11 protein-coding genes and 1 tRNA gene are annotated in these 14,235 nt (G+C 68.8%); 5 read left to right on the top strand and 7 right to left on the bottom strand.

Going from position 1 to position 14,235, the window contains the following annotated elements; translation table 11 throughout:
* Window positions 1-6 precede the first annotated feature (6 nt).
* The gene (glyA, locus tag ABC419_RS02700) at window positions 7-1,275 is read right to left on the bottom strand and encodes a serine hydroxymethyltransferase (RefSeq protein ID WP_412876439.1); all 1,269 of its coding nucleotides are present in this window, start codon (window positions 1,273-1,275) and stop codon (window positions 7-9) included.
* Between the two features lie 114 nt (window positions 1,276-1,389).
* On the bottom strand, window positions 1,390-1,626 hold the full coding sequence (locus ABC419_RS02695; RefSeq protein WP_125901901.1) for a thioredoxin domain-containing protein: 237 nt from the start codon (window positions 1,624-1,626) through the stop codon (window positions 1,390-1,392).
* Between the two features lie 117 nt (window positions 1,627-1,743).
* Here ABC419_RS02695 and pdxR point away from each other — a divergent pair, with 117 nt between their 5' ends.
* The 3 genes from pdxR to ABC419_RS02680 all read left to right on the top strand — a co-directional run bounded on the left by pdxR (window position 1,744) and on the right by ABC419_RS02680 (window position 3,841).
* Window positions 1,744-3,183, top strand: a complete 1,440-nt coding sequence (gene pdxR / locus ABC419_RS02690) for a MocR-like pyridoxine biosynthesis transcription factor PdxR (RefSeq protein WP_412876440.1) — start codon at window positions 1,744-1,746, stop codon at window positions 3,181-3,183.
* A gap of 63 nt (window positions 3,184-3,246) precedes the next feature.
* A tRNA-Cys gene (locus tag ABC419_RS02685) sits at window positions 3,247-3,320 on the top strand.
* Between the two features lie 32 nt (window positions 3,321-3,352).
* Window positions 3,353-3,841 (top strand): peroxiredoxin family protein, encoded by a 489-nt coding sequence (locus ABC419_RS02680; RefSeq protein WP_412876441.1) that lies wholly within the window; start codon window positions 3,353-3,355, stop codon window positions 3,839-3,841.
* On the opposite strand, the gene ABC419_RS02675 is transcribed toward ABC419_RS02680, so the two are convergent.
* The gene (locus ABC419_RS02675) at window positions 3,817-4,266 is read right to left on the bottom strand and encodes an RrF2 family transcriptional regulator (RefSeq protein ID WP_412876442.1); all 450 of its coding nucleotides are present in this window, start codon (window positions 4,264-4,266) and stop codon (window positions 3,817-3,819) included. The two genes, ABC419_RS02680 and ABC419_RS02675, sit on opposite strands and share 25 nt — an antisense overlap.
* A 124-nt stretch (window positions 4,267-4,390) precedes the next feature.
* Between ABC419_RS02675 and ABC419_RS02670 the strand changes: the two genes are divergently transcribed.
* Both ABC419_RS02670 and hmpA read left to right on the top strand, forming a co-directional pair.
* Window positions 4,391-4,708, top strand: a complete 318-nt coding sequence (locus ABC419_RS02670; RefSeq protein WP_412876443.1) for a TehB family protein — start codon at window positions 4,391-4,393, stop codon at window positions 4,706-4,708.
* Between the two features lie 55 nt (window positions 4,709-4,763).
* Window positions 4,764-5,966, top strand: coding sequence for an NO-inducible flavohemoprotein (gene hmpA, locus ABC419_RS02665; RefSeq protein ID WP_412876444.1), 1,203 nt, complete (start codon window positions 4,764-4,766; stop codon window positions 5,964-5,966).
* Window positions 5,967-6,032: 66 nt separating this feature from the next.
* Here hmpA and ABC419_RS02660 read toward each other — a convergent pair whose 3' ends face one another.
* The 4 genes from ABC419_RS02660 to ABC419_RS02645 all read right to left on the bottom strand — a co-directional run bounded on the left by ABC419_RS02660 (window position 6,033) and on the right by ABC419_RS02645 (window position 14,223).
* On the bottom strand, window positions 6,033-7,712 hold the full coding sequence (locus ABC419_RS02660) for an alkaline phosphatase D family protein (RefSeq protein WP_412876445.1): 1,680 nt from the start codon (window positions 7,710-7,712) through the stop codon (window positions 6,033-6,035).
* A gap of 11 nt (window positions 7,713-7,723) precedes the next feature.
* Window positions 7,724-10,282, bottom strand: a complete 2,559-nt coding sequence (locus ABC419_RS02655) for a TonB-dependent receptor (RefSeq protein ID WP_412876446.1) — start codon at window positions 10,280-10,282, stop codon at window positions 7,724-7,726.
* 114 nt (window positions 10,283-10,396) lie between these two features.
* On the bottom strand, window positions 10,397-11,005 hold the full coding sequence (locus ABC419_RS02650) for a cation efflux transmembrane domain-containing protein (RefSeq protein ID WP_412876447.1): 609 nt from the start codon (window positions 11,003-11,005) through the stop codon (window positions 10,397-10,399).
* The gene (locus ABC419_RS02645; protein ID WP_412876448.1) at window positions 11,002-14,223 is read right to left on the bottom strand and encodes an efflux RND transporter permease subunit; all 3,222 of its coding nucleotides are present in this window, start codon (window positions 14,221-14,223) and stop codon (window positions 11,002-11,004) included. The genes ABC419_RS02650 and ABC419_RS02645 overlap by 4 nt, the downstream gene beginning before the upstream one ends.
* Between the last annotated feature and the right edge of the window lie 12 nt (window positions 14,224-14,235).

Genomic DNA, 14,235 nt, shown 5'->3' with positions numbered 1-14,235 from the left:
ACCTCCTTAAGCGGGCGTCAGCGCCGGTCCGGCGATCGGATAGGCCCGCGTCAGTTCTCTTCCCTGCGCCTTCACCGCCGCGCTGTCGAGATCGCCGTCGCGCAGACCCTTGAGGATGGTCAGGATCATGCCGCCGACCGTGCGGAACGCCTCGACGTCGAACCCGCGCGAGGTCGAGGACGGCGAGCCCAGCCGCAGCCCCGACGTCACCATCGGCGAGGCCGCGTCATAGGGGACCGCGTTCTTGTTGGCGATCAGGCCGTGATCCTCAAGCGCCTCGACCGCCGCCTTGCCGGTCAGGCCGAAGGGGCGCAGATCGACCAGCACCAGATGACAGTCCGTCCCGCCCGAGACGAGGCGCAGGCCCCCGTCCGCCAGCGTCTGGCCCAGTACGCGGGCGTTCTCGATCACCGCCTTTGAATATTCGACGAAGTCCGGCTGCAACGCCTCATGGAAGGCCGCCGCCTTGCCCGCGATGACGTGCATCAGCGGCCCGCCCTGGGTGCCGGGGAAGACCGCCTTGTCGATGCGCCGCGCCAATTCCGGATCGTTGCACAGGATCAGGCCGCCGCGCGGTCCGCGCAGGGTCTTGTGCGTGGTCGAGGTGGTGACATGGGCGTGCGGCGTCGGATTGGGATAGAGGCCCGCCGCGATCAGCCCGGCGTAGTGGGCCACGTCGGCCACCAGATAGGCGCCGACCTGATCCGCGATCTGGCGCATCCGGGCAAAGTCGATGCGGCGCGGATAGGCCGAGCCGCCCGCATAGATCAGGCGCGGCCGATCCTGAAGAACGCGCCGCTCCATGTCGTCATAGTCGATCAGGTCGTCATCTTCGCGCACCCGATAGGCGCTGACCTCGAACCACTGGCCCGACAGGCTGACCGGCGAGCCGTGCGTCAGGTGGCCGCCGCAGGCCAGGTCCAGCCCCATGATGCGGTCGCCCGGCTTGATCAGGGCGAACAGCACGGCCAGGTTGGCGTTGACGCCCGAGTGCGGCTGGACGTTGGCGTAGGCCGTGTCGAACAGGGTGCAGGCGCGTTCGATGGCAAGCTTCTCGGCGATGTCGACCGCCTCGCAGCCGCCGTAGTAGCGGCGCCCCGGATAACCCTCGGCGTATTTGTTGGTCAGGACGGAGCCCTGCGCCTGACGCACGGCGGCGCTGACGATGTTCTCGGACGCGATCAGCTCAATGCTGTCCTGCTGGCGCTGGCGCTCCAGCATCAGGGCTTGGGCCAGTTGCGGGTCCAGAGCCCGCGTCGCCAGTTCGGAAGTCATGCCATCTCCGTCAGTCAGATAAAAAAGGGGCGGGTCGGGCCGATCTGAGGAGGAGGGACGCCGACCCGCCAAGCGGCCTTCGCCTCGGGGGAGAGGGCGAGGGCCGAACGTCGATCAACGCAGGGCGGACAGGTCCGCGCCGTGGTTGATGTGATAGACGGCGCCGTCGATGACGAAGGCGGGCACCGACTTGACGCCCGCGGCCTCAGCCTCATCCAGGCGGCCCGGCGCCTCGCCCAGATGGACGACCTCGACGGCGTAGTCAGCCGGGTTCAGCGCCCCGGCGAAACGCTGCTCCGCATCGACGCAGACGGTGCATCCGGCATGATAGAAAACAGCTTTGCGGGCCATGACGCCTATCCCTTCGCTCTGTCCGACAGCGGTGTTGCTGTGCGGGATCGAGCGTGGGATACCCATCTGACGGCCTGCCGCTAAGAGCCGCTTTATTCAAAATGGATAGGCCGGTTTATGGGGCGAAGCGCCATCGTCATCGAGTTGATCGACAACCCGGCCCAGCCGATCTTCATCAACCTGGCCGCCTCCATCATCCGCGAGATCGAGCGCGGGCGGCTGAAGCCGGGCGACCGCCTGCCGGGCACGCGCGCCCTGGCGGCGACGCTAAGCCTGCACCGGAACACGATCGATGCTGCCTATCAGGAGCTGATCCTGCAGGGCTGGCTGGCGGCCGAGGCGTCGCGCGGCACCTATGTCGCTCGCGATCTGCCTGACCTGGGCGTCCGCGGCTGGAACGAAAGCGAGGCGGCGCCGATTTCGCCGTTGCGGTCGAGCGCGACGCCTGCGCCCCTGCGCTTTTCGGACGGCGCGCCGGACGCCCGACTGATGCCCGGCGCGGAACTGGCGCGCGCCTTTCGCCGGGCGGTGTCGGCGGCGGGCCTGCGCATGCTGACCGGCTATGGCGATCCGCGCGGCGCGCCGCCGCTGCGCGCCTCCCTGGCCCGCTATCTGACGGCCGAGCGCGGCCTGACGGCGGGCGCCGACGACGTGCTGGTGACGCGAGGCAGCCAGATGGCCCTGTTCCTGGCGGCGGGCGCCGTGCTGGAGCCAGGTCAGGCGATCGCGGTCGAGGATCCCGGCTATCCGCTGGCCTGGCAGGCCTTCCGCGCGGCGGGCGCCCGCGTAATCGGCGCCCCCGTCGACGGCCAGGGTCTGGACGTCGACCGGCTGGAGGCCCTGCTGGCGCGCGACCCGGAAATCCGCGCCGTCTATGTCACGCCGCACCATCAGTATCCGACCACGGTGACGCTGGGGGCCGGGCGGCGGCTGCGGCTGCTGGATCTGGCCCGCCGCCATGGCCTGACGTTGATCGAGGACGACTACGACCACGAATACCGCTTCGAGGGCCGCCCCGTGCTGCCGCTGGCCTCCCGCGCCCAGGCGGAGAACCGGGTGGTGCACATCGGCTCGGTCTCCAAGCTGCTGGCTCCGGCCCTGCGCATCGGCTATGCGACCGGGCCCCGGCCGATCCTGGCACGCATGGCGCGGCTGCGCGAAGCCGTGGACAGGCAGGGCGACGTGCCGCTGGAACACGCCCTGGCCAAGCTGATCGACGAAGGCGACCTGGGCCGTCACGCGCGCAAGGCGCGCCGCATCTATGAACAGCGCCGCAACCTGCTCGCGACCGAAATCGCCCAGGCCCTGGGCGACGTCGCGACGTTCGAACGCCCCGCCGGAGGCCTGGCCCTGTGGCTGAAGGTGAACGCTTCCTTCGACGCCGCCGCCTGGGCCGCGGCCGCGGAAAAGGCGGGCCTGATGCTCACCTACGGCGGCCAGTTGCAATTGGACCTGGCGCAAAGGCTGAACGCCTTCCGCCTGGGCTTCGCCAGCCTGGATGACGATGAATTGCGACGCGCGGTAAAGCGGCTGGCCGCGACGAAACCGGCCCCTTGAAGACGTGCAAACCGGCCGAGGCCAAGTCGGTCGTCGCCTGCTATCGAAGCTCGACGCGCCGAAGGCCGGATGGCGGAGCGGTTACGCGACGGAGTGCATATCCGTCCAGCCTGGTTCGATTCCAGGTCCGGCCTCCATCGGCGCGCTGATGTCGACAAAGAGACCGCCCATGCCTCGTCCCGCACCGCCAATCGAAGCCGCCGAATGGCTGAACGCCCCGGAGCCGGTGCGCCTGACGGATCTGGCCGGCAAGGTGGTCTGCATCGTCTTCCTGCAGCGCCTGTGCCCCGGCTGTTCGCACTACGCCCTGCCCCAGGCTCGCCGCGTCGCCGAGACATTCACCTCGGGCGAGGTCGTGGTGCTGGGCGTGCACAGCGTGTTCGAACATCACGAGCAACAGTCGGACCGTGCGGGCCTGGCTCGATGGCTGGCGGACAACGGCTGCCGCTTTCCCGTCGCCGTCGATGCGCCGTCCGAAACGACGACCGCGCCGCGAACCATGACCGCCTATAACCTACAGGGCACGCCCAGTCTGGTGCTGGTCGATCGGCAGGGGAGGATGCGCACCCGCCGCTTCGGTCCGGTCTCGGACATGCAGCTGGGCGCCGAGATCATGGCCTTGCTGCTGGAACGTCAGCCGGCGTCCGCCGCTTCCTGAGCCGCAGGCGCGGCGGCGAACAGGCCCGCCATGTCGACCCGGCGGCTGAGCAGATTCTCCAGGGTGTAGCCGTCCAGCACCTTCATGAAGGCGGCCAGGGCCTGGTGCAGGGCGCCCGTCAGGCCGCAGGCGGGGGCGATGATGCAACTGCCGCAATCCACCAGATCAAAGCCGTCCTCGGTATGGCGCACCACGGCCCCGACGTTGATCTGATCCGGCGGGCGCGCCAGCCGCACCCCGCCGAACCGACCGCGCACGCTGACCAGATAACCCGCGTTCACCAGGTCGCTGACCACCTTCATCAGATGGTTCTGCGAGATGCCGTAGGCCTGGGCGATCTCGGCGATCGAGCACAGCCGATCCTGGCGCGCGCCCAGATAGAGCAGCACCCGCATGGCGTAGTCGGTGTAGCGCGTCAGGCGCATTCAACCTCTCAGAAGCCTCGGCGATCAGCGCGTCATCGCGCCGCAGAAAATTATATGCATCCTCGTTGCATGTTTCAAACGCGAGCTATAGATGCATTATCAATGCATCAATGGAGCGAAGGCGATGAACGGCCGCTCGCACAGTCAGAAATCACAGCCGACGGGCGCCTCGCCGCCCGCGCCCTATCGCTCCACCCCGGTGTTCGACGCCGCCACCCTGCCCCCCGCCCTGCGAGCCGATCACAGCCTCAAGGCCGGAACCTGGGGCCTGATCCAGGTGCTGGAGGGCGAGGTTCGCCTGACCTATAGCGACCCGCACATGTCCACCGTCCTGAAGCCCGGAACGCCGGGTCGCATCGGACCGCAGCAGGTTCATTTCGTCGAACCGCTGGGGCCGATGAAGATGCGCGTCGACTTCTTTGACCGGCCGCCCGACGGCTAGGGCGCGGACCTCCCCTTTCCTTCCCTTCCACATCGCAACGCCTAGGAGTTTCCTGATGGCTCAAGCCCTCAGCGAGCGCACGATCGCGCTTGTCAAAGCTACTGTTCCCGCGCTCGAGGCCCACGGCCTCGACATTGTCCGCGAGATGTACTCGCGGATGTTCCAGAACCCCGAGATCCGCGACCTGTTCAACCAGTCGCACCACGGCGACGCCGGATCGCAACCGCGCGCCCTGACCAGCGCCATCCTGGCCTACGCCGCCAACATCGATAACCTGGGCGCCCTGGCGGCCGCGGTCGAGCGCATCGCCCAGAAGCACGTCGGCCTGCAGATCCTGCCCGAACACTATCCCCACGTCGGAAACGCCCTGCTGGGCGCCATCGCCCATGTGCTGGGCGAGGCCGCGACCGAAGAGATCATGACCGCCTGGGGCGAGGCCTACTGGTTCCTGGCCAACATCCTGATCACCCGCGAGGCGGCCATCTATGAAGACCTGGCGGCGGCCCACGGCGGCTGGAACGGCTGGCGCGCCTTCGAAGTGGTCGAGGTGCGGCCCGAAAGCTCGGTCATCACCTCCTTCGTGCTCAAGCCCAAGGACGGCGGCTCGGTGCTGCGCCACCGGCCCGGCCAGTATCTGACCTTCTGGTTCGATGTCCCCGGCCATGCGCCGATCAAGCGCAACTACTCAATCTCCTGCGCGCCGAACGACGAGACCTATCGCATCTCGGTCAAGCGCGAGGACAGGGGTCTGGCCTCGGGGTGGCTGCACGACAACGCCCGCGTCGGCATGGTGCTGAAGGTCGGGGCTCCGGCGGGCGACTTCTTCCTGCCCGAGACGCCGCCGCGCCCGGTCGTCCTACTGTCCGGCGGGGTCGGCCTGACGCCGATGGTGTCGATGCTGGAGGCCCTGGTCGCGGAGAAGGCGGACACCGAGGTCCACTATGTCCACGGCGCCTATGACGCCGGGGCGCACGCCATGGGGCCGCACATCCGCGCCCTGACGGCGGCCCACCCCCGCGCGCGCAGCACCGTCTTCTATGAGGCGCCCGCCAATGACGGCGACGGCCATGACCACGCGGGACGCATCTCCGGCGCCTGGCTGAGCCAGCAGACGCCGATCCAGGAAGCCGACTACTATCTGTGCGGCCCGCGCCCCTTCCTGCGCGCCCTGGTGTCGGACCTGCGCGACGCCGGCGTTCCGGCCGACCGCATCCACTATGAATTCTTCGGCCCGGCCGACGAAATCCTCGCCGCCTGAGGCTGTGATCCGGTCCGCGCCGCACGGCGGGGCGGACCTGAGACAGGCCAGAAAGGAAGCTGGCGATCAGACGCCCGTGATCGCCCCATCGGCGCGGTTCACGCCGACCCGCTTCAACGTCGTGACCTCGAACGGCTTGGCGAAGATGGTCGAGACCTGCATCAAGGCCGCCTCGGCCCGGTCCTCGGTCAGGGTCAGCAGGATGAAGCCCTTGGCCGACTGGTCGCAGAAGCGCACCTCGTCATTGGCCTGCATCAACGCCGCGCCCAGGGGAAAGCCGCCGATGGCGTCGCCGATCGAGGGGCTGGAGACTGCGCTGGTCCCGAACTCGACCGCCCGGCGCGCGCCGCCGGCGTCCTTCAGCTCATTGACCCAGAAGGCGTGGCTGTCGCCCGCCAGGACGATGGGCTGCACCCCCGCCTCGGCGAAGGCGGCGTAGAGCCGCTCGCGCCCGGCCGGATAACCGTCCCAGGCGTCGAGGTTGAACGGCAGGCCCATCTTGAACAGGAACAAGGCCTGTTCGAACTGGTCGCGATAGGCTTCGGGGATCTGGGCCATCAGGCCCTGAACCTGGGCCTCGGTCAGGGTGCGCGACACGTCGGGACCGGCAACGCGCGCCATGACGACCTGATTGCCCAGCACCTGCCACGGACGGCCCTTGGCCTTGGAGGCGGCCAGTTCGCGCTTCAGCCAATAGCGCTGCTCGGCGCCCATCAGATCGCGGGACGGATCGTTCAACTTGGTGCGGAAGGCGTCCAGGTCCAGCACCGGCTCGCCGTCCGGCCCGTCCTTGGCGGCCAGATCCTTGTCATAGGCCAGCGGTTCGGTGCGGCCGGTCAGGCGGGTCTCGACCATCATCAGGCTGGCCAGATCGCCGAAGTGGAAGCTGCGATGGATCGCCTCCTTCAGCGCCCCGGGCGCGGCCTCGCGGATCGGCATCCACTCGTAATAGGCCTTCAGCGCCGCCGCCTTGCGCTGTGCGAAGTCGCCTTCGGTCTCGGGCTGATGGTTCTCGGCGCCGTGCAGCCAGGCGTCGTTGGCCGTTTCGTGGTCATCCCAGACGCAGATGAAGGGCGCGCGGGCGTGGGCGGCCTGAAGGTCGGCGTCGCGCTTGTACTGGGCGTGGCGCAGCCGATAGTCGGCCAGGGAGACGATCTCGTGCGCCGGCTCGGGCACGCGGCCCAGCTTCGGTCCCGTCGCCATGCCGTAGGCGTCGGAATCCGCCCCGTATTCGTAGATGTAGTCGCCCAGATGGACCACGGCGTCGAGGGTCGGCAGGGCGGCGATCGCCTCATAGGCGTTGAACAGGCCGCCGGGGTGCAGCTGGCACGACACCACCGCCAGATTGACCGGCGCCGCGCCCTCCGCCGCCAGGGTGCGGGTGCGGCCCATGGGCGAGCGCGTCTCGCCTACGGCGAAATCGTAGCGATAGTCGCGGCCGGGACGCAGGCCCGCCGCGTCGACCTTGACCGTATAGTCGCGCTCAGGCCCCGTCTCGAACCGGCCCGAGGCGACGACCCGGTCGCCCTGCCCGTCCAGCACGCGCCAGGCGACCGAGACCGGCCCGACATGGCCGTCCGCCGGGGTGACGCGCGTCCACAGGATCACCCGGTCGGTCGCCGGATCGCCCGAGGCCACGCCGTGGGCGAAGGCGACAGCGACGCCTTCGCCTGACGGGACCGTGGCGCAGCTCGCCGCCGCGCCCGCGCCGAACAGGCCCAGAAGGCCGCGACGGTTCATGGTCATGGCTCTGTTCCTCAGTAGCGCAGGGTGAAGGCGACGCCGTAGCTGGCGCCCCGTCCGGCGATGAAGGTCGGCAGGCCCAGCGCATCGCCCGTATTGCCCGCGTCCTTGATGTATTCCTCGTCCAGGATGTTGTCGCCGAAGGCCTCGACGCCCCAGTTCCCCGACGACGGGGCGTAGCGCACCCGCAGGTTCAGCAGGCCGTAGCCGTCCTGATATTCGTCCTGCACCGTGTCGGCGACGAAGTTGCCGATCTGCAGCTCCGGGCGGTCGTTGTCGTCATCGAAGAAGACCTTGGACTGCCAGGTGTAGGTCGGCTGGACCTCGATGGTCCCGGTCTCGACCGGCAGGCGCCAGGTCGCGCCGATGGAGGCCATGTGGTCCGGCGACAGGCGGAAGCGGTTGCCGTCGCGCGCGCCCCCGTCGAAGCGTGAGTGGTTGTAGCCGTAGGTGCCGAACAGATCGAAGGTCGGCGTCGCCGCGAAGGCGACCTGGCCCTCAAACCCATAGGCGTTGGCCTTGCCCGCATTGACGGTGACGAAGCGAGTGCCGTCCTGCTCGGTCGTCTGGAAGTTGTCGTAGGCGTAGTGGAACACCGCCCCGTCCAGACGCAGGCGGCGATCCATCAGCGCCGTTTTGTAGCCGACCTCGAAGCTGTCGACGGTTTCGGCGGGGATCACCTCGAAGGTCGGGGCGCCCAGCGGAACGGACGGGCCGCGCACCTCCAGCACCTCGGGGCGACGGCCGCGCGCATAGTTGGCGTACAGGCTGGCGTCGTCCGACAGGGCGTAGCGCGCCGTCAGACGCCAGGTGAAGCCGTCGTCCTCGTGATCCGCCTGGATCAGGTCGCCGTTATTGGCGGTCGGCTGGGCGGTCAAGGCGAACAGCGGCAGACCCGAGGCCACGGGCAGATTGGCCGCGCCCGGCGTCGCCAGGCCCGTCAGGATGGCCGTGATTTGCTGTTGCAGCCGCTGGGCGCCGGCCAGATCGCCGGCCTGGGCCAGGCGTTGCGCCTGAGCGCCGAGCGTCTGCACCGCCACCAGGCCGCCGGCGATGGAGCGGCCGTTCAGCACCGCCGCCGAATAGCCCGTCGTCTTGTCGTCGCGCGTCCAGCGCACCCCGCCCGAGAACTCCAGACGGTCGGTCGCCTTGAAGGTCAGGTCGCCGAACAGGTCATAGGAGGTCAGGTCGGCCCGGTTCGTCGCCGTCTCGATGTGAGCGGGCTTCAGATTGCCGACGATGCCGGGGATCAGCGGATGCGCTGCGGCGGGCAGCATGGACTGCAGGATGCCGCCCATCAGCAACGGCGTCGGCGCAGCGTAGACCATCTTCAGCCGCTGATCGCCCAGCGGCGTCGCCAGTTGCAGCAGGGCCAGACGCTCATCGAACTGGGTCGGCATCCGCTGGAAGCCTTCCTCGTTGAAATAGCCCGCGCCGACGAAGCCCGAGAAACGGCCGCCGTTGTCAAAGTTCAGACGGAACTCCTGGCTCCACTGCTCGCCATAGGCGTGCTCGGCCGCCGTCAGCAGCGGCAGCGACGTGCCGTCCGGATCGAACACCTCGGTCGAGTCGAACTGGCGATAGGCCGTGGTCGAGTTCAGCGTCAGCGACGGCGACAGATCCCACTTCACCAGGCCCGTCACGCCCCAGACCTCGCGGTCCAGACCCAGGCTGACGCCGCCGTCGAAATCAGCGCCCGGCGTCAGGGCCGCCCCGTCCCACGGCGCGCGCCCGCCCAGGGAGGCGCCCGTCCTCGGATCGAACGGATCATAGGCGATCGACTTGAACGAGGTGCCGCTGGCCGAATCCGTCTGATAGTTGGCGATCAGATCGGCGCGCAGATTGTCGGTCGGCGCCCAGGCGCCCGACAGGCGCAGGGCCTTGGTCTCGATCGAATTATAGTCCTCGCCGCCCAGCAGGTTCTCGACCGTGCCGCCGCGCGTCTTCATCCGCGCCGCCAGGCGCAGGGCGCCGGTCTCGCCGACGGGCGCGTTCACGAAACCCTCGACCGCGCGATAGTCCAGATCGCCCGCCTCGATGCGGGCGCCGGTGTCGAACTGGCCCGGACGGGCGCGGTTCTGCACCAGGTTGACCGCGCCAATCAGGGCGCCGCGGCCATAGAGGGTCGACTGCGGCCCCTTGGCCACCTCGACCCGCTCCATATCGAACAGTTCGACATAGGAGCCGCGCGACTTGGAGATCGACACCCCGTCCTGGAACACCGACACGCGCGGTTCGGCGGTGGCGGCGCCCGAGTCCGAGGTGATCCCGCGCATCACGAAGCCCGGATTGTTCGGCGACTGGTTCTGCACCAGGAAGCCCGGCACGAAGGCCGACAGCTGATCGAACTCCTGCACCCCCAGATTTTCCAGGAAGTCGCCGCTGTAGGCCGTCAGGGCGAAGGGCACCTCGATCGGATCCTGGGCGCGCAGCTGGGCCGTCACCACGATGTCGTCCACCGCAGTCGTCGTCTCGCCCGACGAAACGCTCTGGGCATGGGCGGCGCCCGCCGCCATCAGGCCCGCGACGGCGGCGCCCGCCAGAAATCCACGCTTGAGGCTGATCGGCTTCATGGTCTTACCCCCTGAGAAAGCAGGGCAGACCTAAAGACGCTGAATGTCGCGGGCGCGACGCCGCCGTCACGGCCCAATGAAGCTGCGACGGCGGATACGCGAAATTCACTCGCCCTACGGCGTATCTTCCAGCGGTTCGGACACGTCCTCGGCGGCGGCGTCACGCAGGATGTCGACGCCGCCCTTCACCGCAATGGCGGCCACGATCAGCCCGACCACCAGGTCCGGCCACGCTTGGTTCAGCACCATGACCAGACCCCCGGCGACCAGGATGCCGCCGTTCGAAGCGAAGTCGTTGAAGCTGAAGGTCTCGGCCGCGCGCATGTTGACGTCGTCGCTGCCCTGACGCCGGATCAGCATCAGGCAGATCAGGTTCACCACCGCCGCGATGACGGCCAGGCCCATCATGGTCCAGCCGACCGGCTCGGTCCCGACGATCCAGCGCCGCCCGACGTCGACCAGCACCCCGGCCGCGAAGATCAGCAGCATGATCCCCGACAGCCGGGCGGCGCCGCGCTTCCACGCCATCGCCCGTCCGACCGCCAGGAAGCTGATCAGATAGACGATCGCGTCCGAGCCGTTGTCGGCGGCGTTGGCCAGCAGGGCGCTGGACTCGGCGAACAGGCCGCCGAGTCCGAGCATGACGAACAGCAGGGCGTTCAGCACCAGCACGATCAGCAGGGTGCGGCGCTGAAGCCCCTCTCCATGATGCGATCCGCTCATTCTTCCACGCCTTCCGCCTTACGGTGTTTGACGGCCTTGGCCGCGAAGGTCGGCAGCACCAGCAGCGTCAGGGCGGTCGCCGTCAGAAGGCCGCCGATGACCACGGTGGCCAACGGCTTCTGAACCTCGGCGCCCGCCCCGGTGGCGATGGCCATGGGGATGAAGCCGACGATGGCGACCAGGGCGGTGGTCAGCACCGCCCTCAGACGACTGAAGGCGCCGAGCAGGGCCGCGTCACGCGGCGTCTGCCCCGCCTGCAACCGCTCGCGGATGGCCTGCATCAGCACCAGACCGTTCAGGGTCGCGACGCCGGACACGGCGATGAAGCCGACCGCCGCCGAGACCGAGAAGGGCATCCCCCTCAGCAACAGCGACAGCGCCCCGCCGACCAGGGCCAACGGCACGCAGGCGAACACCAGTCCCGCCTCCGCGAAGGAGCCCAGCGCCATGAACAGCAGGATGCCGATCAGGACGAAGACCACGGGGATGACCAGGCCCAGCCGCTGCTCGGCCCGCTTCAGGTTCTCGAACTGTCCGCCCCATTTGAGCGAATAGCCTGCGGGCAAGCTGACCTGCTGATCCACCTGCTTCTGGGCGTCGGCGACGAAGCCGCCCAGATCGCGGCCGCGCACGTTGGCCTGAACCACCATGCGGCGGCTGCCGTCGTTGCGGCTGATCTGGTTCTGGCCCTCCTTCACCTGAATGCGGGCGACCGAAGACAGGGGGATGGTCACGCCGCTCGCCGTGGTGACGGGCAGGGCGTTCAGGGCGGCGGGATCGTTACGCTCCGCGTCCGACAGGCGGACCACCACGTCGAAGCGGCGGTCGCCCTCGAAGATCTGACCCGCCTCGGCGCCGCCGATGGCGGCCGAGACGGCTTCGGACACGTCGGCCGCCGACAGGCCGTAGTTGGCGGCGGCGAAGCGGTCGACGCTGACCGTCAGGGTCGGCAGGCCGGACGCCTGTTCTACCCGCACGTCGGCCGAGCCGGGCGTGTCGCGCAGGGCGTTGGCCACCTGATCCGCCGTCGCCTGGAGCTTGGCGAAGTCGTCGCCATAGACCATGACCGCCAGATCGGTGCGGACCCCCGAGATCAGTTCGTTGAAGCGCAGTTCGATCGGCTGGCTGAACTCGAAGGCGTTGCCCAACTGGGTCGAAGCGGCCTTCTCGATACGGGCGATCAGCTCTTCCTTCGGCAGGCGCGGATCGGGCCATTCCTTGCGTTTTTTCAGCACGATGACGGCGTCTGAGATGTTCGGCGGCATGGGGTCCACCGCCGCCTCGGCCGTGCCGGTGCGCGAAAAGACGGTCTTCACCTCGGGCTGGGCCTTAATGGCCCGCTCCAGCGCCATCTGCATGGCGAGGGACTGCTCCAGCGAGGCCGAGGGCACGCGCAGCGCCTGCATGGCGATGTCGCCTTCGTCCAGCGTCGGGATGAACTCGCGCCCCAGCAGGGTGAAGGCCAGGGCGCCGACCAGCAGGGCCCCGAACGCCGAGGCCAGCACCGTCTTGGGATGCGCAACGGCGGCGCGGATGGCCGGTTCGATCCAGCGGCGCGCGTGGCGCAGCAGGAAGGTCTCGTGCTCCTCCGCCTCGCCGTTCTCATCGACGTGGACAGTCTTGGGCTCCTTGACCAGCAGGGCCGTCATGGCCGGGACGAAGGTGAAGGAGAAGATGAATGCGCCGACCAGGGCCAGCATGACCGTGGCGCCCATGGGGATGAAGGTCTTGCCCTCGACCCCTTCCAGCATCAGCAGGGGGGTGAAGACCAGCAGGATGATCAGCTGGCCGAAGGCGGCGGGCTTGACCATCTGACGCGCGGCGTCGGCGGCGACGCCCAGCCGCTCGTGGCGGGTCAGGGCGCGGCCCAGATCGGCGCGCTTCTGGCCCAGCCGCAGCAGGGTGTTCTCGACCACCACCACGGCGCCGTCGACCAGAAGACCGAAGTCCAGGGCGCCGAGGCTCATCAGGTTTCCGCTGATGCCGAAGCGGTTCATGCCGATGACCGCGAACAGGAAGCTGATCGGGATCATTAGGGCCGTGATCGTCGCCGCGCGGATGTTCCCCAGCAGCAGGAACAGCACGACGATGACCAGCAGCGCCCCTTCGGTCAGGTTCTTGGCCACGGTCTTGATCGTGGAGTTGACCAGGGCGCTGCGGTTCAGCACCGGCTCGGCCACGATGTCGGGCGGCAGGCTGGCGCTGATCTGCTCCAGTCGTTCGGCGGAGGCCTGGGCCACGGTGCGGCTGTTCTCGCCCGCCAGCATCAGGGCCGTGCCGATGACCGCCTCATGGCCGTCGCGGCTGGCCCCGCCCAGACGCGGCGCCTGGCCGATCTCGACCGTCGCTACATCGGCGACCCGCACGACCAGACCGTTGCGGTTGACCACGGGCGCCTGGGCCAGATCCTCGACGGTCTGAGCCAGGGCGTCGGTGCGCACGGTCAGGGCTTCGCCCGCGCGCTGGATATAGCCCGCGCCGGCTTGGGTGTTGGCGCGGTCCAGCGCCTGGATCAGATCATTCAGGCTGAGGCCGTAACTCGCCAGTCGCGCCGGATCGGGGCGAACGGCGTATTCCTTCACATAGCCGCCGTTGACGTCGACGCCCGCCAGACCGGGGGCGGTCCGCATCCGGGGGGCGATGATCCAGTCCTGAACGGTGCGCAGATAGGTGGCGCGCGCCTGGGGCGTGTCCAGCCGCTCGCCCTCGGGCGTCAGATAGGCGCCGTCGGGTTGCCAGCCGGGTCGGCCTGCGCGCGCTGTCTTGGCGTCGAAAGGCTTGAGATCGACCGTCCACATCAGGACTTCGCCCAGGCCGGTGGTGATGGGCGACAGGGCCGGTTCGACGCCCTCGGGCAGGTTCTCGCGCGCCTGGGCCATCCGCTCGGCCACCTGCTGGCGGGCGAAGTAGATGTCGGTGGCGTCGCTGAAGATGACCGTCACCTGGCTGAAGCCGTTGCGGGTCAGGGAGCGGGTGCTTTGGATGCCCGGAATGCCCGCCATCGCCGTTTCCAGCGGGTAGGTGACCTGACGCTCCATCTGTTCGGGGGCCAAGGCCGGGGCCACGGTGTTGATCTGCACCTGGCGGTTGGTGATGTCCGGCACGGCGTCGATCGGCAGCTTGGTCAGCTGGAACAGGCCCCAGGCCGCGACCAGGGTCGTGGCCAGAACGATGAACCAGCGGAAGCGGACGGACGCTTCGATGATCGCTTTGAACATGATCGCCCTCCC

Origin of the sequence: Brevundimonas phoenicis, assembly GCF_047237745.1 — a bacterium.
GTDB lineage: Bacteria > Pseudomonadota > Alphaproteobacteria > Caulobacterales > Caulobacteraceae > Brevundimonas.
The sequence above is the reverse complement of the archived record's forward strand: the minus strand, read 5'-3'. Positions and strand labels throughout refer to the sequence as shown.